Source organism: Streptomyces yatensis (genome assembly GCF_018069625.1).
Lineage (GTDB): Bacteria > Actinomycetota > Actinomycetes > Streptomycetales > Streptomycetaceae > Streptomyces > Streptomyces yatensis.
In genome coordinates this window covers 2,022,749-2,042,958 of the sequence record NZ_CP072941.1, presented here as the reverse complement: position 1 = coordinate 2,042,958, position 20,210 = coordinate 2,022,749, and the positions used below count along the sequence as shown (strand labels likewise).

Sequence of the window (20,210 nt, the reverse complement as noted above, 5' to 3'; positions counted from 1 at the left end):
GCGCCGGGGCGCGTGCCGAGGACATCACACCGACCGCACCCCGCCGCGCCGCCCGGCCCGCCACATGCACGCTCTGTACGCGCGCTCTGCAGGGGCCTGTCGACGTACATCACCCGAATGGGCTAAGCGGTCCGGGTCGGCTCCGTTCACCTCACCGAGTGCACTTCGCCGCCGTTCCCTCCAACGGGTGTACAGAGGGCCTCGGCGGTCGTCCGTCTGGCCTAGTGTGCGTCGCTGCCGAGAGCGTGACGCGGGCTTCCCGCCGGTGTCGCGAAGTGACTGGAGAAAGGCCCCGGTATGCGTCAGGACGAGGCCGAACCGATCGCGGTGGTGGGGGCGGCCTGCCGGCTTCCCGGCGGCATCCGGGACCTTGACGGGCTCTGGGAGGCCCTGGAGCAGGGCAGGGACCTGGTGGCGGAGGTGCCCGCGGACCGGTTCGACGCCCGCCTGTTCACCGACCCCGCCGTGCCGCGCCGGGGCAAGTCGTACACCGCGGCCGGGGGTTTCCTCGAGGACGTGGCCGGATTCGACGCCGCCTACTTCGGGATCTCCCCCAAGGAAGCGGCCCACATGGACCCTCAGCACCGGCTGCTGCTGGAGATGACCGCCGAGGCGCTGGACGACGCCGCCGTGGACCCCGCCACGCTGGCCGGTTCGGACACCGCGGTGTTCGTCGGCATCTCGGACGCCTCCTACGGTGCGCTCCAGATGTCCGCGCTGCGCACGGTGGGCGCCTACACGATGTCGGGCGCCGCCTCGTCGATCGCCGCCAACCGGCTCTCACACGCCTTCGATCTGCGCGGGCCCAGCATGGCGATCGACACCGCCTGCTCCTCCTCCCTGGTGGCCCTCGACCGCGCCTGCCGCACGCTGTGGGAGGGCGGTGGCCGGGCCGCCGTCTGCGGCGGGGTCAATGTGCTGCTCAGCCCGTTCCACTACGTGGGGTTCTCCCAGGCGTCGATGCTCTCCCAGCGGGGCCGGTGCGCCTCCTTCTCGGCACACGCGGACGGCTTCGTCCGGGCCGAGGGCGGCGGCGTGGTGCTGCTGAAACGGCTGGCGGACGCGGTGGCCGACGGCGACCGGATCCACGGGCTCGTCCTGGGCACCGGCAGCAACAGCGACGGCAGGACCATGGGGCTCGCACTGCCCAGCCCCGAGGCGCAGGAGCGGCTGCTGCGCGAGGTCTACGACCGCGCCCGGGTGCACCCCGACGAGCTGGTGTACTTCGAGGCGCACGGCACCGGCACCCCGGTCGGCGACCCGCTGGAGGCCCTCGCCATCGGCCGGGCCCTCGGCGTACGCCGGATCTCCGGTGCCCTCCCGCTCGGCTCGGTGAAGACCAACCTCGGCCATCTGGAGCCCGCGTCCGGCATGGCCGGTCTGCTCAAGGCCCTCATGGTGCTGCGACACCGCACCGCACCGGCCTCCCTCCACGCCGAACCGCCGCACCCCGACATCGACTTCGAGGGCCTCGGACTGCGGCTCACCACCCGGCCCACGGCCCTCGCCCCCGCCGCGACCGGCGGGCGCGCCGTGGCCGGGGTCAACTCCTTCGGCTTCGGCGGCGCCAACGCCCACGCCATCGTGGCCGACCCCCCGCCCCCGCCGAACCGCCCGCAACCCCCCAGCTCACCGGTGCCCCTGCTCGTCTCGGCCCGCACCGCCAAGGCCCTGTCGGAGGCGGCCGAGGCCACCGCCGCACACCTGGACGAAACGCCCCCCGCCGATTTCTACGACCTGGCCCACACCTCCTGCCTCCGCCGCGGCCGCCACGAACACCGCGCCGTCGTCTGGGCCACCACGCCTGGGGAAGCGGCGCGGGGGCTGCGCGCCTTGACGGCGCCGGACCCCGAGCCGGGGCTGCCGCGTGCCGGCGGGGCTGGTGGGGAGCCGGTTGCGCCCGCCGGAGAGTCGGCCGCGCCCACTGGGGAGCCGACCGCGCCCACCGGGCAGCCGACCCCGCCAGACGGAGAATCGGCCGCGCCCGGCGGGCAGTCGGCCGCAGCCGACGACACACCGGCCACGCCCACCGGCACACCCGCCGCGCCCGCCAAGCCCTCGACCGCCGCCCCCACCCGGGCGCCAGCCGTCCCCGCCCCCGGCGCGGTGAGTCCCGCCGCCGATAGCGGGCGTGTCGCCTTCGTGTTCTGTGGGAACGGCTCGCAATGGGCGGGCATGGGGGCGGATCTCTTCGACGCCGATGCCGTCTTCCGTCGTGCCGTCTGCGAGGCCGACGCCGAGCTCGCGCCGCGTCTGGGCTGGTCGGTGGCCGATCGTCTCACCGCGCCCGCCGGGGAGGCGGACCTCGGGGCGACGGAGGTGGCCCAGCCCCTCCTCTTCGTCGTGCAGTTGGGCATCACCGCGGTGCTGCGTGCCCGGGGGATCGAGCCCGCCATGGTCGTCGGCCACAGCGTCGGGGAAGTGGCCGCCGCCCACATCTGCGGAGCGCTGTCCCTGCCGGACGCGGCGCGGGTGATCGCCGAACGTGGCCGGGTGCAGGGGACCACGGCCGGTAGTGGCCGGATGGCCGCCGTCGGGCTGTCCGCCGACCGGGCCGCGAAGGCTCTCGCCGGGTACGGGGAGAAGCTGGAGATCGCCGGGGTCAACAGCGCCGAGGACGTCACGGTGGCCGGTGACGCCGCCGCCCTCGACCTGCTCGGCGCGGAACTCGCCGCCGAGGGTGTCTTCTTCCGCGACCTGGGCCTCGACTACGCCTTCCACAGCCGCCACATGGACCCCACCGAGGACGAACTCCGCTCCCGCTTGGCCGAGGTGACGCCGTCGCCGGTCCGGGTGCCGTTCTACTCGACCGTCACCGGCTTCCGCGCCCGCGGCACCGATCTCGACGCGGCGTACTGGTGGCAGAACGTACGCCGCCCGGTCCTCTTCGCGGACGCGGTGCGGCGCGCCCTCGCGGACGGGGCCGGCATCCTCCTGGAGATCGGCCCCCATCCCGTCCTGCGCGCCTACCTCCGGCGCCTCACGTCCCGGAGCGGAAAGGCCGGCAGGGGGACCGGCTCCGGCACCCGCACCGGCCGCACCGTCGTCCTGCCGACCCTGCGCCGCGGGGCGGACGGTCCCGCCGCCCTCGGCGCGGCGGCGGCCGGAGCGCTCGCGGCCGGGGCCTCGGCCGATCTCACCCGGCACTTCCCGGTGCCGGGCCGGGTCACCCGGCTCCCCGCCTACCCATGGCAGTACGAGCGCCACTGGTCCGGCACCCCCCGCTCCTGGGCCAACTCCAGCGGTGACGGCGTCATCGTCCACCCTCTCCTCGGCGAGCGCATGCCCACCGCCGTCCCCAGCTGGGAAGGCGCGATCGAGCCCGTCCTCGTGCCCTGGCTCGCCGACCACCGGCTCGGCGGATCGGTCGTCATGCCGGCCACCGGATACGCCGAAGCGCTCCTCGCCGCGGGGCGCGCCGTGCACGGACGGCCGGTCGAGGTGGCACACCTCGACGTCAGCGCCAGCCTCGTGGTGCCCTGGGCCGACGCCTCCGCCGTACGGCTGCGGGTCGGCCTCGACCCCGACACCACCCTCGCCACCGTCACCAGCACCGACGAGCGCGGCCCGGAGCCACGGGCACACGCACGGGCCCGGGTGCGCCCGCTGCTGAGTCCCCGGCCCGGGCCGGTGGACCCGGAGCGGCTGCGCGCCCGGTGCACGACACGCATCAGCGGCGAGGCACACTACGCCGCCTGCGCCGAGGTGGGGCTCGTCTACGGGCCCGCCTTCCGGACGCTGGACGAGGTGCGCCTGGGGGCGCGGACCTCGGTCGCCACCTACCGCCACGAGGCCCCGGGCGCCCCGTACACCGCGCATCCGGCGCTGCTCGACGGAGCCCTCCAGACCGGTGTCGCCCTCCTCCACGACCGGCTGCGGGACCGGGGCGCCTATCTGCCCGCGTCCATCGGCGCGGTGCGGGTGTGGTCGGCGCCGTCGCCCACCGGGATCATGTGGGTCACCGAACGCGAGGCCACCGACAGCGAGGTCTGCTGGGACATCACGGTCGCGGACGCCGACGGCACCGTCACGGCACGCCTGGAGGAGTGCCGGCTGCGCCTGTTCCCGATCGCCCGCACCACCCCCGTCACCCTCCACCACACCGTTCCGCGGGCCGCTCCCCGCCCCCATCTCCCGGCCGCGCCCTCACCCCTGCCGCCGCCCGAGGCGATCCTCCGGGACGCCGCCCCGCGCCTGGACGCCGTACGGGAGCGGTGGCGCGAGGCCCGCTACGACCTGACCTCGCGTCATGACGAGGAGCTGACCGCGCGCTCGGCCGCCGCCGCACTGGCCCGGCTGCTGCCCGACCCCGCGGCGCCGTTCACCGCCGACGACCTCGTGGCGGCCGGTATGGAGGAGCGCCACCGCCCCCTGTTCGCCCTGCTCGAACCCCTCCTGCTGCGCCGCGGCCTGCTCACCGAGACCCCCGGCGGTGGCCGGTGCCTGACCCCCGACGCCCGCCACACCCCGCCGCCGGTGCGCGAGGCCCTCGTCCGGGCCCCCGGGGATGTGCACCGGATCGCCCTGGCGACACATCTGACCCGGCACCTGGCGGACGTCCTCACCGGCCGCGCGAACGCCCTGGCACTGCTCAGCGCCGAATCGGCCGGGCACCTCCTGGAGCAGTACTACGACACCGCGCCGGCCTCCCGCTTCCACAACCGCCTCGCCCAGGCCCTGCTCCGCACCCTGCTCGCCCACTGGCCCGCCGACCGCGCGCTGCGCGTCCTGGAGATCGGCGCCGGCACCGGCGGCATGGCCGCGGCGCTGCTGCCCCTGCTGCCCGCCGACCGCACCCGCTACCGCTACACCGATGTCTCACCGGCCTATCCGGCCCGCGCCCGCAACCGCTTCGGCGACTACGACTTCGTCGAGTACGGCACCTTCGACCTGGACCGGGACCTCGCCGAACAGGGCTACCACCCACAGGGCTTCGACCTCGTCATCGCCGCCAACGCACTGCACACGGCCAAGGACCTGGAGCCCGCCCTCGGCCGCGTGGCCTCGCTCCTCGCGCCCGGCGGACACCTGCTGGCCTTCGAATGCCACGAGCCGGAGCTCCTGCTCCCCGTCTTCGGCGCCCTCGACAGCTTCCACCACCGCACCGACACCGGCCTGCGGCCCGGCTCCCCGCTGCTGACCCGCGAGCAGTGGCCCGCGCTCCTGCGCCGGTGCGGCTTCACCTCCTGTGCCCGCACCGGCGACAGCGAGCAGCCCGGACGCGACCACGCCTCCGTCTTCCTCGCCGCGGCCGGTGGCACCCCCGCCCCCGCCGCCGCACCGCCGCCCCCCGCCCCGTCCGCCGCGTACATCGTCTGCGGCGACACGGCCGACGACCCGCTGCCCCTCGCCGTCACCGAGGCGCTGACCGCACACGGCGCCGGGCACAGCGTCCTCACCGACGCCCACACCGACGCCGCCGCGTGGGGCCGGGCGCTGAGCGGGGCCGGCACCGGCGAGACGACCGTCGTCCTGATCCTGGGCGGCGCCGAACCCGACGACGCCGAGGAGGCCGTCGCCCGCGCCACCCACGCCGGTCAGACGCTGCGGGCCGTCGCGGAGGCGCACCGGTCCCTCGGTTCGCCGGCCGGGGTCCGGCTGTGGCTCGTCACCCGGCCGCACGGCGGCGAGGCCACCCCCGGACCGATCACCCACCCCACCGACGCCGCCGCCTGGGGCGTGGCACGCTGCCTGGCCAACGAGGAACCCGATCTGCGCGGGCGCCGCCTGAGCCTGTGCCGGGGCGGTGACCCGGCCGCGGACGCCACCCGGCTGGTCCGCGAACTGCTCGACACCAAGGCCCCCGGTACCGCCGACGCCGACGACGAGGACGAGATCGTGCTCACCGCGCACGACCGCTTCGTCCCGCGCGAGCGCGCCCTGCCGCCCGCCGTCCCCCTCGCCGACGGCGCGACCCCGCCGCCGTTCGCCCTCCGCGTGCGCAGGCCCGGCCTCTCCTACCGCCTCGCCTGGCAGGAGATCCCCCCGCCGGTCGCGGGCCCCGGAGAGGTGATCGTCGAGGTGCGCGCGGCCGCCCTGAACTACCGGGACATCATGCAGACGGTCGGGCTGCTGCCCACGGAGGCACTGGCCGGCAGTCCACGCGAGGAGAACCTCGGACTCGAATGCGCGGGCGTGGTCACCGCCTGCGGGCCCGGCGTGGACCGCTTCGCGCCCGGGGACCGGGTCGTCGGGCTGCTGGCCGGGGCGCTCTCGTCCCATGTGGTCAGCCCGGCCCGAAACCTGTGGCCGATCCCCGCGGGCGTCACCTTCGCGGAGGCCGCGAGCGTGCCCGTCGCCCTGTGCACCGTCCACTACAGCCTGCTGTACACCGCCCGGATGCGGGCGGGGGAGACCGTGCTCGTGCACGGCGCGGCCGGTGGCGTCGGCCTGGCCGCCCTCCACTCCGCACGGGCGCACGGCGCCACCGTCATCGCCACGGCGGGCAGCGAGCCCAAACGCGACCTGCTGCGCGCACTCGGTGTGGAACACGTCCTCGACTCGCGCTCGCTGGACTTCACCGTCCAGGTCATGGACGTGACCGACGGCAGGGGAGTGGACATCGTCCTCAACTCCCTCTCCGGACAGGCCCTGGCGCGGGGCCTGGAAGTGCTCCGCCCCGGCGGCCGCTTCATCGAACTCGGCAAGCGCGACTTCTACGAGGACCGGACCCTGCCGCTGCGCCCCTTCGGCTCCCATATCTCCTTCCACGGCGTGGATCTGACCACCGTGCTGCGCGACCCCCGGCTGCTGGGTGACCTTCTGGAGGACGTGGGCCGGACCCTGGGGGGCGTGGGGCGGACCCTGGGGGACGGCCAGGCGCCGGGGGAAGGCCCGGAGTTCCAGCCGCTGCCGCACACCGTCTTCCCCGCCGCCCGCGTGGCGGACGCCTTCGTGCTGATGCGCCACTCACGCCATATCGGCAAGGTCGTCGTCACGTTCGACCCGCTGGACGAGCCCTGCGCCGTCGAACCCGCCGACTCGTCCACCTGTCCACCCGCACGGGCGACGTCCGCCACGCCCCGCACACCCCAACTCGACCCGAACGCCTCCTATCTCGTCACGGGCGGCACCAGCGGCTTCGGCGCGGCCACCGCGCGATGGCTCGCCGGGCTCGGCGCCCGGCACCTCGCCCTGGTGAGCCGCAGTGGCGCCCACGGTCCGGAGGCCGCCGCCGTGCGCGACGCGCTCGCCCCGGACGGGGTGCGGGTCACCGCGTACGCCGCGGACGTCGCCGACGTGGAGGCGATGCGCCGGGTGCTGAAGGACATCGACGAGAACGGCCGTCCGCTGCGCGGTGTGGTCCACGCGGCCATGGCCCTGGACGACGCACCCCTCGCCGAGCTGACCGCCGAGCGGATGAGCGCCGTCCTGCGGCCCAAGATCGCCGGAGCTCATGTCCTGGACACCCTGACCCGAGGGCGTCCGCTGGACTTCTTCCTGTGCTACTCCTCCACGACCGCCATGGTGGGCAACTTCAAGCAGTCGGCCTATACGGCGGGCAACCTCTATCTGGAGGGCCTGGCCCGGCTGCGCCGCCGGCACGGCGAGGCGGCGCTCACCCTCGCCTGGGGCGCCATCGGCGAGATCGGTTACGCGGCCCGCAACGACCTGCTCGACTCCCTCCTCGGCCTGGGCATCGAGCCCCTGGCCCCGCACACCGCCCTCGACCACGGCCGACGGCTGCTCGGCGACGACCGGCCGGACGCCCCCGCGGTGGTGGGCGTCTCCCGGACGGACTGGTCGCGCGCCGCCGTTCTGCTGCCCCTGCTGCGCGCCCCGCGCCTCGGCGACCTCGTACCGCCCCAGGTGGGGGACGGGGAGGCCACTCGCGAGGAACTCCTGCGCCGGCTCTCCCTCATGGATGAGGAGACCGCCCTCGCCCACCTCGTGGACCAGCTCACCCGCCTGCTCGCGGAGGTCCTGCAGATGGATCACGAGGCACTCGACCCGCACCGGCGCCTGGACTCGTACGGCATGGACTCCCTGATGGCCGCTCAGGTGCTCGTCTCGCTCAATCAGCGCTACGAACTCGACATCCCGCCCATGGAACTGCTGCGCAGCAACGGCACCATCGCCGAGTTCGCCAGGATCGTGCAGCTCCGGCTGGGACTGCAGGTCACGGCTCCCCCCGGGGCCCCGCCGGGCCCTGGGATCCCCGGCCCGGGCATCCCCGGCCCGGGCATCCCCGGCCCGGGCATCCACGGCCCCGCGACGGAATCCCCCGCCGCCACCGAAGTCCAAGCCCCAGCAGGACCGCTGCCCGTCCCGGCCCAGGCCGGACCGGACCGCTCGGTCACGGCAGGCGGTGCGCGGTGAGCGAACCACAGCCGCGGAGGGGCCGGTCCGCGCCCGCCCCCACGGGCACGCCACGCCAGACACCGGCCGAGGTGGCCGGACGGCTGCTGCGCACCGCGGCCAAGCACACCTACGACCCGGCCCTCGCCATCGACTGGGACGCCCCGCCCGAGCCCGGTCACTGGTATCTCCAGCCGGAGCGGATGTCGCTGTACGCCACCCCCACCTGGCACCGGCTGAGCGAGGAGCGGCGCCTCGCGCTCTCCCGCAGCGAATGGGCCAACATGATCAGCATGGCCACCTGGTTCGAGCTGACCTTGATGCAGATGCTCACCGGCCAGCTGACCGCCCGCGATCCGGCGTCGCCACGCACCCACTACGCGCTGAGCGAGGTGGCCGACGAGACGCGCCACGTCGCCATGTTCGGCCGGGCCCTCGGCACCCTCGGCTGCCCGGCCTACCGGCCGCCCGCCCTCGTCCGGCACCTGGGCCGGGCGGTGCTCCCGCAGCTGCGCGGCGCGAGCCTGTTCGCGGCCGCGCTGCTGATCGAGGAGGTCTACGACCGCTTCCAGCGGGAGGCCATGGGCGACGAGCGGCTGCAGCCCCTCGTACGGCAGGTGTCGCGCCTGCATGTGGTGGAGGAGTCGCGGCATATCCGCTTCGCCCACTCCGAACTCCTGGACGCCACGCGCCGCAGGCCGGGGGCCGTCCTGGAGTTCCACCGGCAGCTGACCGCCTGGTGCGCGATGCTGGCCATGAGCACGTACACCAACGCCCCGATCTACCGGGCCGTGGGCCTCGACCCGCGCCGCGCCGCCCGCGAGGCCCGCGCCAATCCGCACTTCCGGCGGACCATGCGCTGGGCGGGCGAGCGCCTGGTCGCCTTCCTCACCGACGCCGGAATGATCACCGCGCTCCAGCGCCCGCTGTGGCGCCGGAGCCTGCTGCTCGGCCGAACGCACCCGGGGGCGCCCCGCGGGCGCTGAACTCCCCCGGGGAGGCGCTGAACACTCCCCGGGGGGCGCTGAACACCTCCCCGGGGCACGGCACGTCAGCTGAAGATCGCGATGGCCTCGATGGTCAGTTCACCGGTCCCCGGGTTCCAGTCGCGCACCTTGCCCAGACAGCGCGCCGGGAACGTGCCCTCGTGGCTGTCGTCGTTGCGCAGCCCGTCCGTGGCGCACAGGACACGGACCTGCGGCCCCTCGGCCGGATCCTCCGGGTCGCCGTACGGGGCGAGGAAGACGGTGCGCTCGGGGGTCTGCCGGGCCTTGCGGAACCGGCCCCGTATGGAGACGAAGTCCTCGATGTCGCGCAGCCGGACGCTGTCGGCTGCCCCCGGACCGGGGCGGTCGACCGTGTCCAGCGCCCGGGCCAGGGCGTGGTTCCAGGTGATGGTGCCGGTCCTGAGATCGCCGTGGACGATGGCGTCGGTCCGCTCCAGGGTGTCCACGATGAGGCCGATCGCCGTGATGGGCCGGGCGCTCTCGATGTACATGCTGATTTCCTCGCGGCTGACGTTCCTGCCGCCGCTGACGCCCGCGCCGAAGAACCGGGCCCGCAGCGATCCGTCCGTGGTGCGGGTGATCCGCTGCTCGACCTCCCGCTCCAGCGCCTTCTCGTAACGGCCCATCTCGTACAGGTTCATGATGGCCCGGTCATGGAGGTAGAGGCAGATGCCTTCGGTCGGCTTCTCGGGGTTCGGCCGGAAGCGTCTGCGATATCGCTGGAGGCGGACCGCCAGCCAGACCACGACGGCGATCACGCTCACGGCGGTCGCCGTCCACACGAGCATCCAGGGCCACCAGACGCTCCACCACATTCCGTTGTCAACAGCCACGGATCTCCTTGAAGGCGTCGGGGAGGGAGCGGGCGCCCGCGTCCACCATGCGCCCGCCGGTCGTACGCGCCGCCCGGGTCAGCTCCGCGGTGTCCGCCTCGCCGAACCGGAGCGGAAAGGTGGGGACGTCGCGGACCGCCTCCGGCTGTGCCGCGTAACGGCGCTGGAACTCCTTCAGACCGATGCCGGAGGTGTTCTCGCCATCGGTCATGAGGACGATGGAAATGGGCTGTCCGGGATGGTTCTCGGCGATGCCGGATGCCTTCCGGTAGGCGTGGTCGAGCGCGGACCAGATGGCGGTGGAGTTGTCGAAGTCGTCCGCCCCGACGAAGGACTTCACGGAGTCCAGGGCCCGCCGCCCGTCGACGGTGACATCCCGCTCGGCGAGCACTCTGCCGCCGAAGCGCATGACGGTGATCTTCTCCCCCTGGTAGAACCGCACGAACTTCCCCGTGGCGGAGGTGTCGGCACCGCTGAGTCCGGCGAACGTCGAGCGCAGCGAGGCCACCCGCGCGCCCCGCATCGAGGTGGAGAAGTCGAGGAGGAAGATCACGTGGTGGGCGGTGGGCAACCGGGGGTCGCCGTAGTCCTCGACGAGTCGGTCCACCACCGCCCGCTGGTCGGGGAAGTACAGCGCGTTGCCGATGTCCGCCCGCAGCCGGGGGTCCCTGCGCACCTGTGCGCCGAGCGGCCGGCGCAGCGTGCGTTCCATGATCTTCTTCTGTGCCGACGGGCTTCTGAGCCAGTCCGCCACCTTGTCGTACGCCTCGCGCTTGTGCGGGTCGAGGAGGAGCAGCGGATAGTCGGACAGCACCATGCCGTCCTTCGGGTAGACGATCTCCAGCTTCTCGTGGAGCTTGCCGCTCGCGTTGAGCGAGAGCAGCTCCGATTCGTAGGTGATCAGGGCGTCGAGCCGGTCCTGGTGGGCGATGTACTGCTCGCGCAGGTCCGCGCTGCTGTCCGCGGTCAGCTTCTGGCCGGTGCGGAAGCCGCGCAGCCGGTCGCACGAGATGTCCTCGGCGCGCAGCGCGCTGCCGGTCCCGGCCGCGGCGGTCGCGACGCCGACGAGCGCGGACAGGCCGCTGTTGGTGCGTTTCGGGTCGGCCATGCCGAAGCGCACCGAGCCCGCGGCGGCGGCGTCGGCGATGTCCGCCCAGGACACCTGCCCGCCCTTGGCCCTGGACCGCAGGGCCTTCGCCGTCTCCGGCTTCACGCCGACGACCACGGGGGAGAGCATGGTCGTGGTGGCGAGCGGTTTGGCGGTGCTCCTGGACTCCTTGAGCCGGAGCTGGAAGTAGCGGTCGGAGGAGAGCCAGGCGAGGTCGTGGTGGTACTCACCGGGCGTCAGCCCGTTCCCGGCGTCCACGCCGGCCTCGTACTCCATCTCCAGGTCCACCCCCGTGTCCCGGCGGAGGTCGTCGAGCAGTGGCTCCATGTCCCTCAGCTCCGAACTCGCCAGCACCCGCAGGGTGGTGGACTCGTCGTCACCGGAGCCGCAGGCGGTGGCGGTGGCGGTGGCGAGCAGGGCCAGACAGAGCGCGAGAACCAGGTGGCGGTGCGGACGCCGCCTCATGAGGACGTCCCGGGGGTGCTCGTCGGCGGCGGGCAGTCGCCGACGGAGGTGATCATCCGTTCCAGCAGCGGCAGGCTCGGCAGCGTCGCCTTGGTGTCATTGGCCGCCGAGGCGGGCGCCGCGATGCCCTGGTCCTCCAGGAACCGGTACAGCTCGGTGCTGGTCGCCTTGCCGCTGGAGTCCAGGACGCGGAAGCCCAGTTCCATCGCGCGGCGCTGGAGCTGGTCATCGTTCTCGATCAGTTCCCCGAGCCGGTCGCCCTTGGGGGTGAGCGCGATGTACTCGGGCTCGGTCAGGAACTGCGTCGAGGGGTAGAGCAGCACCCGCTGCGAGTCGGGCTTTCCGGTCTGCTGCCGCTGCCGGATCTGGTAGGCGAAGTACTGGTGCTCATAGACCACCACGATCGGGGCCAGGCCCTTTCCCTCGGGCACCTCGTAGGTCTGGAACATCTGCTCCGAGGGAAGCCCCTGGGAGACGAGCGTCGGTTTGATCTTCCGGGCCACGCGGTCCGCCGCCGCGTTGTCCGTCGGAACGGTGTTGCCGTTCTCGACGAAGGCGACCAGCCCCAGATACGTCCCGGCGTGGTTCGCCTCGCAGACGTTCGACGTCTGGGCCAGAATCCTGTTGCTGTTCTCCGTCCGGTATTTCTTGATATTGAGATCGTCCCATCTCGTCCCCTCCGCGCTCAGCTCGATGAACCGCTTCATGTTGAGGGTGTAGTAGAGCGTGCTGCTCCCGTCCGCGCTGACGCCCTGCCGTGGTGTGGCGAGACCGTGGTCCCGCAGGGTTTCGGCGTATTCGCGGTAGGTGGCGAGGACGATGGGGCTGACGAAGGCGGAGTGCCCCTTCGCGTACGCGTTCTTCCGCTTGCGGTCGTTCTTGATCAAGTCGGCCGCGGGCTGGCCGGACGGAAAGGCGAAGTCGTATCCGTCGAAGCCGGTGGTGGCGATGTCCCGGGAACCCATGCGGGTGATGTGCACCCTGATGCCGTGTTTCATCAGGAGGCGCTGGACCTTCTCGTCCTCGAAGAACTCCGACTTGGAGGCGATCTTGCCTTCGAGCGTGGTGACCCCGTCGAAGGGGAGCAGCAGATGCCCTCCCGCGGTGAGCGCCAGCAGCCCGGCCACGGGAAAGACGAGCGCGGTCACGAGCGAACGGAGGGTGCGGCCCCGCAGGGGGAGGCGTCGCGAGGGGCCGCGGATGGCTAAGCGTGGCTCCTCCGCATGGGGTCTTTCTGCGGTCACCGGCTCCTCCTGCCTGGGAAAGGGGAAAGATCATTTCCCTTTGCCTTGGCGGATCGGTGAATTCCGCAGGGATGCGAGCCGAATTCACTGTGGCCGCTCCAGCACCGGGGGTCGCCCGGCCCTCGCACCGCACTTCGCGCGCTCGGTTAACGCCTCAAAGCGGCGCTTTTCGGCCACCTTTGGTTCGTACCTGGCAGTGATCTCTTCCGGTGGCGAACCTGCGGGCGTAAAAGTGCCCACTGAGCCCCCGTCACTTCGCCTTGCCGTCATTTTTTTCGGGTTGCTCCCCGTCACGTTGATCCACCGTCAAGGAAGGATCCGCCTCATGTGGTACCGACGGATCGGACAGACCGCAGTGCGCCGCGCCGGAGCGCGCGGCGCCCGCGCCCTCGTGTCCGGCTGTGTCCTGGCCGCCCTCGGGCTGGCGGCCGCCCCCGCGCCCGGGGCCCTGGCCGCCCCCGCCCCGGTGCGAGGCACCACCACGGCCGCGTCCGCCGTACCGGTCGCACCCGGGACGACGGCCCGCACCGTCACCCTGGTCACCGGCGAGCGGGTCACGCTCCGCGTGGACGGGAGCGTCGTCGTGGCGCCGCGGCCGGGTGCCGAAGCGGACTATGTCACCCGGCGGTTGGACAACGATGTCTTCGTCATTCCGCTGACCGCGCTGCCGTATCTGGGCCGCACCCTGGACCCCGCGCTGTTCAACGTCTCCGCCCTCGCCGCGGCCCGGGTGACCACCACCCCGGTGCGGGTCGAGGCCACCGCGGGCGCCACGGCACCGCCCTCTGGCCCCGCCTTCGGCGCGGCGCTGGCGCGGCAGATCGGCGCCGAGGCGGCGAAGGGAACCGTGGGCGAGGGCCCGCTGTTCGGCGGCGTCACCTCCGTCGCACCGGCGGTCGCCACCGACGGCGTACGGGACACTTCGCGCTCGTCGGTGCGGGCGGACCACTCGGTGAAGGTCACCGTGCTCGGTTCGGACGGCAAACCCCTCCCGGGCACCACGTCGTTCGCGCTGGCCAACGCCGACGACGCCGCCCTCTACCAGGAGCCGTTCCTCGATGCCGTGGACGGCGAGGCGCGGGTCGAGGTCCCCGCGGGCCACTACACCGCCATGGTCTCCGCCCCGGCCTTCGACAGCGCCGGTGAGCCGGCGGGTGTACGCATGGCCACCGCCGAGTTCACCGTCCCCGACGGCGGCACCGGCACCGAGGCCGTGCTCGATCTGCGCAAGGCGACCGAGCGGGTCACCTTCTCGACCCCGAGGCCCGCGGAGGAACACCAGCTGATCCTCCACTACCTGCGCCAGGACGCGAAGCGCGCGGTGGCGGTCAACGGCGGCGTCGGCGTCTCCGGCGGCGCGCCCGTCCAGGTGCAGCCCTCCAGCCGCCCCGTCACCACCGGCGACCTGCGCTTCAACGTGTACACCCACCGCAAGGCGCCCGCGGACGCGGCCACGCCGTACTCCTACGACCTCAAGCTGGCCAACCCCGCCGGCACGATCGCGAGGAACCAGCACTACAAGGTCACCGGGCGCCAACTGGCCACAGTGCGCACCAACTACCACAGCGATACGCCGGGCCGCGCCCAGGAGGTCGCGCGCCTGATGTACCTGCCGTACGAGACCAGTGGTGAGGCGCTGTCCGAGCCGTTCAAGACCCCGGCGCGGCGGACCGAGTACGTCGGCGGCTCCGCCGGTGCCTCCTACGCGGACTGGCTCAAGGCGGGGGAGCGGCGCTTCGTGTCCCAGGAGCAGCCCCTCGTGCCCGGCCGGACCACCACGGTCGACTGGCTGCGCGGACCGCTGGTGCCGGGCTTCACCGAGCCCGCGCGGGGCGCCGCGGCGGACGAGACGTGGTACTGCTCGGCGTGCCGCAAGGGCGACGCCCTCACCTTCTCCCTGGGCGCGGCCACGGTCATGGACTCCGCCGGACACCACGTCCTCGCGGTCCCGTCCGACATCACCTCCTCGCACTTCGCGGTGGTCTCCGGTGACACGACCCTGTACGAGGGCGACGGCGTCCCCGGCGGTGTGCTGACCGTGCCGCCCGGGCAGGCCCCGTACACGGTGGTGTACGACCAGACCAGGACGAACGGCGACTTCCGCCAGTCGCTGACCACCCACACCGAGTGGACCTTCGCCTCGGGACACTCGGGCGGCCAGACCGTGCCGGACAACTGGACGTGTGTGTCGGAGGCGGGCGAGTACGACGGGCCCGCCGAGTGCTCGGCGCTTCCGGTCGTCGTTCCGCACTACCGGCTGGATGCCGGGCTGGACGGTACGAGCCCGGCCGGTGCCGGCCATCTCGTCGTCGGCTTCGGGCATGTGCCGGGCGTGGTGGCCCCGCCCGCGGTCACCAAGGCGCGGGTCGAGGTGTCCTTCGACGACGGCGAGCGGTGGACCGCGGCGTCCATCACCGCGCTCGGCAAGGGCCGGTTCCGCGCGGACTGGACCACGCCGGACTCGGCGGCGGGCCGGGACGCGTCTCTGCGTGTCACCGGGACCGACGCGGACGGCAACGCGGTGACGCAGACCGTGAAGAGCGCGTTCACGGTGGCCGGGGCCCGCGGCTAGTCCGCCTGCGGCGCGCCGTTCCCCTCCCCGCCCCTTCCCGAAACTGGGGCTCCGCCCCAGCCCCCGAAACCGGGGCTGCGCCCCGGGTCCCGGATCGGGGCTGTGCCCCGGGCTCCGGCCTAGGGCTGCGCCCCGGGTCCCGGATCGGGGCTGTGCCCTGGACCCTGGATCGGGGTTGTGCCCCGGGCTCCGGCTTGGGGGTTGTGCCCCGGCCCCGAGATCGGGGCTGTGTCCCGAGTCCTGGATCGGGGGTGTGCCCCGGGCTCCGGCCTAGGGCTGCGCCCCGGGTCCCGGATCGGGGCTGTGCCCTGGACCCTGGATCGGGGTTGTGCCCCGGGCTCCGGCTTGGTGGTTGTGCCCCGGCCCCGAGATCGGGGCTGTGTCCCGAGTCCTGGATCGGGGTTGTGCCCCGGGCTCCGGCTTGGTGGTTGTGCCCCGGCCCCGAGATCGGGGCTGTGTCCCGAGTCCTGGATCGGGGGTGTGCCCCGGGCTCCGGCCTAGGGCTGCGCCCCGGGTCCCGGATCGGGGTTGCGCCCTGGACCCCGGATCGGGGGTGTGCCCCGGGCTCCGGCTTGGTGGTTGTGCCCCGGCCCTGAGATCGGGGCTGCGCCCCGGGTCCTGGATCGGGGGTGTGCCCCGGGCTCCGGCCTAGGGCTGCGTCCCGGGTCCTGGATCGGGGTTGCGCCCTGGACCCTGGATCGGGGGTGTGCCCCGGGCTCCGGCCTAGGGCTGCGTCCCGGGTCCTGGATCGGGGCTGTGCCCCGGGCCCGGCTTGGGGTTGTGCCCCGGGCTCCGAGGGGCTCCGGCTTGGGGGGTTGTGCCCTGGCCCCCGAGATGGGGCTGCGTCCCGGGCCACGGCCCAGGGCTCCGCCCCAGACCCCGGATCGGGGCTGCGCCTTGGGCCCCGAAGCCGGGGCTGCTGGGGGTTGTGCCCCTGGCTCCGGTCCGAGGCTCCGCCCCGGCCCCTGGCCCAGGGTTCCGCCCCGGCCCCTGGCCCAGGGTTCTGCCCCGGACCCCGGATCGGGGTTGCGCCCCTGACCCTGGCCCGAGGCTCCGGCCCCTGACCCCGCCCCAGGGCTCCGCCCCAGGGGTTCTGCCCTCCACCCCGGAGCCGGGCTCCGACCCTCCCTGCCGCCGCCATGCGGCTTCGCCGCGTGGCGGGCTGCGCGGCGGACTTTGGGGTCCAGGGGCGGAGCCCCTGGTAGTGGGAAGGGGCGGGGTGGGGAAAGGTCCACCGGGTGGTCAGTCCGCGTCCCCCTTCGCCCACCGCGAGGTCACCGTGTCGATGGCCGCCGCCGCACGCCGGATCCCCGTGTCGCTCGCGCGCACCGACCGTGCGAACTCCACGTGCAGGAACGGCACATGGTCGGCGGCGGCCCTGCGGCCCTGGACGTTGTCGCGGCCCTCCAGGGGGCAGTCGCGGACCCAGGCGCGGCAGACGGTGAGGTGCCGTGCGGTCAGCGCGGACGCGAGGCGGCGGGCGTCCGGGCGGCCCGCGGAGCCCGTGCCGGTGGAGGCGACGGCGTCCCGGCCCGGCGCCGAGTCGTCGGCGAAACCGTGGACCTGGACGCCGGGCAGACCGCGCCGGGCGAGTTCGTCGCAGACGGCGTCGAAGACGGAGTCCGTACGGTGGGCGGCGTCCGCGGCATCGTCCTCCCCGGCTCTGCGGTGGGCGCCCGCGAGCACCAGGACGCCGCCGGGGGAGTCCAGGAGTACGCGCGCGCCGAGCCGTTCGGTGTCCGCGTCGGAGACCGGGTGCGGCACCTGGACCGACCAGCGGGCGGGCGCGGAGAGGTCCACGTAGACCCGGCCCCAGCCGCGCGGGGCGGGTCCGTCCTCGGTGCGGTCGGACAGTTCGGCGTAGCGGCGGCCGGTGCCGGTGTCGGTGAGGGTACGGAGCCGGAAGCCGGCGTCGGCGAGCGGTGGGCGGGCGCGGTCCGGGTGTCCGTCGAGGATCAGGCCCACCGCGTCGGCGACGGCCCGGCGTTCGGCGCGGCGCGGCTCCCGGTAGCCGGAGTCGGGGCCGAACCCGGCCGTGAAGTCGGTGATCCTGCGCTCCAGCGGGACCTCGGGGGCATCCGCACCGTCCGAGGCGGGGTCCCCGCCCGACCGGCCGATCGTATGCGCGCTCAATGCCGCCAGAAGCAGTCCGAACGCGACCGTGACGGCCGCCACGGTGATCGACTTCGTTCGTATCTCCGCCATGACCGTCCCATCGTAACGACCCCCTTTACGGGGGCATATCGGGATGGAGCGGGCGAAGAGTGGCGCGCAGGTGAACGACTGGCAAAGAAGAGAAGACCGTCGTTTGCCCAGCCTTGGTCATGGCCAAACTGGTTTTCTCGTTATTTCTCTAAGATGTGCAACCCTTTGATCCGTCTGGCTGTCTGACGGTCCGGATCGCACTCGAGTGCGCTCTGTGTGGTGTGAGTTGCATGAGAGGAGCCCATCCGTGGCCGCTTCGCGCTCGAAGCGGCGGCACAAGGTCCGCCGAAGGGCCGACATGTCGCTAGTGGGGGGTATTCGGCCGCCCATAGCGGTGCTGTCGGTGCTGCTCCTCTCCCTCGCGGGAATCACCGCCCTCACCCTGGGCAAACCGGACAACGCCCTGGTCCCCAAGGCGGTCCTGACCTCACAGCAGTACGTCGCCGAAGACGGCGCCATCGCGCTGCGGGCGTCACTGGACGAGTCGGTCACCGACCTCACCAGTACCGCGACCCTCTTCAACGAGGGCCGGCCGGTCTCCGCCGACACCGTCCTCGACAAGGTCGGCAACGTCTACCAGAAGTGGCGCGGTACCGCCGTCATCGAGATCAAATCGGGCAAGATGCTCGCCGCCCGCGGCGAGAACGTCCCGCTGACCGCGATCGATCTCACCAAGCTCACCCGCAGCGACGGGCTGGACCCGCGCATGGTGCGCCTGGAGAACGGCCAGACCCGGCTGATCATCGTCGCCCTGCTGTCCTGGAAGGGCCAGCCGCAGCAGCTGCTCGTCGCCTCCAGCACCCTCAGCTTCCCCGGTGTCGACCTCGGCCCCGGCCGTGCCATCGGCGTCGTCGACTCCACCGGCCATCTGCTCTCCAGCCACGGCGCCCTGGACAGCGAGCGGGCGCGGAAGCAGCTCACCTCGTTCGCCAAGACCGCCGCGCGCAAGGGCCGGCAGCACCCCGTCAAGGCCAAGGAGCCCGGCGCGGGCGGCTATACCGGCGTCAGCGGCCACCTCACCGGGGGCGCCGCCAAGGAGGTCCGCACCGTCGGCGGCTACGCCACACTCGCCGCCCCCCAGGCCGGTGGCGCCACCACCGCCAGCAGCCTCGGCCTGACCGTGGTCACCGAGGTCGACGTCTCGGCCAAGGTCTCCCAGATCACCCGCCCCGCCTTCGGGGTGGCCGCCGCCGGCGCCCTGCTGGCCATCGGCGGGCTCGCGGTGATCGTGCTGCTGGGCACCGTGCAGCGCCCGCTGATCCGGCTGTTCCTGGAGAGCCGCCGCCTCACCCGCGGCGATCTGGCCCGCCCGGTGAGCGTGCCGAGGGCCGGGGAGGCCGCCCGGGTAGGCGCCGCCCTGGAGCGGCTGCGCCGCCAACTCCAGGGCGAGCCCGCGGACGTCGAGGGCCCGGCCGTGCGCAAGGGTCTGGGCGCCCGCGCCCTGCTCGCCGTCTGCGCCGTCCTGCTGCTCGTCTGGTCGGTCCCGCTGATGCTGCTGCTCAACCGCGCCGACTCCGCCGTCAAGGTCCCGGTCCAGATCGTCCACGACCAGAACTCCCGCACCATCACCCTCAGCGACCGGGTCCGCCGCGCGCTCAACGAGGGCCACGCGGACCTGTCCGCGGTCGCCGCCCTGATCGGGGACCGCACCACGCCCGAGGACATGAAGCAGGTGCTGGAGCGCACCATGCAGGACCACGACCGCTATGAGTCGGTGTACGTCCTCGGCGCCGACGGCGAGATCCTCGCGCGGGCCGGCCACTCCCCGCACCACGCGGACGGCAAGGCCCCCTCCAAGCAGGCCCTCGAGGTGACCGGCGAGGGCGGCAAGAAGCCCGTCGTCACCGCCACCGCACAGGCGCCCGGCCGGGGCGGCGCCGCCGTCGTCGGCGAGTTCCGCATCGAGTTCGTCAACGCGCTGCTGGGCCGCCAGGGCATGGGCGAGGTCCGCGTCGTGGACGCCAAGGGCCGCGTCATCGGCGGCGACTCCGGTTACTTCGCCTTCGAGAAGGCGCCCTCGTACCTGAACTCGCTGCTCGCCACCAAGCGGGCGCATGCCACCGTCCAGCGCGGCGGCACGGTGCGGGTCGCGGCCGTCGCGCCGTTCAGCGGGGGCGGCGCGGCCAAGTCGCTCCAGTGGTCCCTGGCGAGCTGGCAGCCCGCGTCCAGTCTGGCGATCCCGGAGTACAGCCTGCAGAACCGGACCGTACTGGCCGGACTGCTGGGGCTGACCGCCGCGGCCGCCTGCCTGGGCTGGCTGCACATCGTCGTCGTACGGCCCCTGCGCGCTCTGGCCGGACAGGCCGAGGCGCTCGCCGCCGGCGACCGCAAGACCGTGCTGTTCCCGCGCCACCACGACGAGGTCGGCGCCGTCGTCCGCAGCCTGGAGCTGATCCGGCAGCAGCTCCAGGGGCAGCCCCGCAAACGGGACGGCGGCAGCCGGACCCCCGCCGGAGTCGGAAGGAACTGAGGCTCTCA

8 protein-coding genes are annotated in these 20,210 nt (G+C 73.6%); 4 read left to right on the top strand and 4 right to left on the bottom strand.

Annotated features, from left to right (window positions below; genetic code table 11):
* Positions 1-297 precede the first annotated feature (297 nt).
* Both J8403_RS07925 and J8403_RS07920 read left to right on the top strand, forming a co-directional pair.
* Complete coding sequence (locus J8403_RS07925) at positions 298-8,319, top strand: type I polyketide synthase (RefSeq protein ID WP_211122541.1); 8,022 nt, start codon at positions 298-300, stop codon at positions 8,317-8,319.
* A complete protein-coding gene (locus tag J8403_RS07920) occupies positions 8,316-9,284 on the top strand; it encodes an AurF N-oxygenase family protein (RefSeq protein WP_211122540.1) in 969 nt (322 codons plus the stop codon). The genes J8403_RS07925 and J8403_RS07920 overlap by 4 nt, the downstream gene beginning before the upstream one ends.
* Before the next feature lie 65 nt (positions 9,285-9,349).
* Here the strand turns inward: J8403_RS07920 and J8403_RS07915 are convergent, their stop codons facing one another.
* From J8403_RS07915 to J8403_RS07905, 3 genes are read right to left on the bottom strand one after another with little or no spacing between them, the layout of a single operon-like run.
* Positions 9,350-10,138, bottom strand: a complete 789-nt coding sequence (locus tag J8403_RS07915; RefSeq protein WP_246585753.1) for a hypothetical protein — start codon at positions 10,136-10,138, stop codon at positions 9,350-9,352.
* A complete protein-coding gene (locus J8403_RS07910) occupies positions 10,128-11,711 on the bottom strand; it encodes a substrate-binding and vWA domain-containing protein (RefSeq protein WP_211122539.1) in 1,584 nt (527 codons plus the stop codon). Before J8403_RS07910 ends, J8403_RS07915 begins: the two co-directional genes overlap by 11 nt.
* Entirely contained in the window at positions 11,708-12,859 is a 1,152-nt protein-coding gene (locus J8403_RS07905) for a hypothetical protein (RefSeq protein WP_211122538.1), read from the bottom strand. The genes J8403_RS07910 and J8403_RS07905 overlap by 4 nt, the downstream gene beginning before the upstream one ends.
* Positions 12,860-13,280: 421 nt before the next feature.
* Between J8403_RS07905 and J8403_RS07900 the strand changes: the two genes are divergently transcribed.
* On the top strand, positions 13,281-15,527 hold the full coding sequence (locus J8403_RS07900) for a molybdopterin-binding protein (RefSeq protein ID WP_211122537.1): 2,247 nt from the start codon (positions 13,281-13,283) through the stop codon (positions 15,525-15,527).
* Positions 15,528-16,769: 1,242 nt separating this feature from the next.
* Here the strand turns inward: J8403_RS07900 and J8403_RS07895 are convergent.
* Positions 16,770-17,732, bottom strand: a complete 963-nt coding sequence (locus J8403_RS07895) for a hypothetical protein (RefSeq protein ID WP_211122536.1) — start codon at positions 17,730-17,732, stop codon at positions 16,770-16,772.
* Between the two features lie 298 nt (positions 17,733-18,030).
* Between J8403_RS07895 and J8403_RS07890 the strand changes: the two genes are divergently transcribed.
* Complete coding sequence (locus J8403_RS07890) at positions 18,031-20,202, top strand: HAMP domain-containing protein (protein WP_211122535.1); 2,172 nt, start codon at positions 18,031-18,033, stop codon at positions 20,200-20,202.
* Positions 20,203-20,210 lie beyond the last annotated feature (8 nt).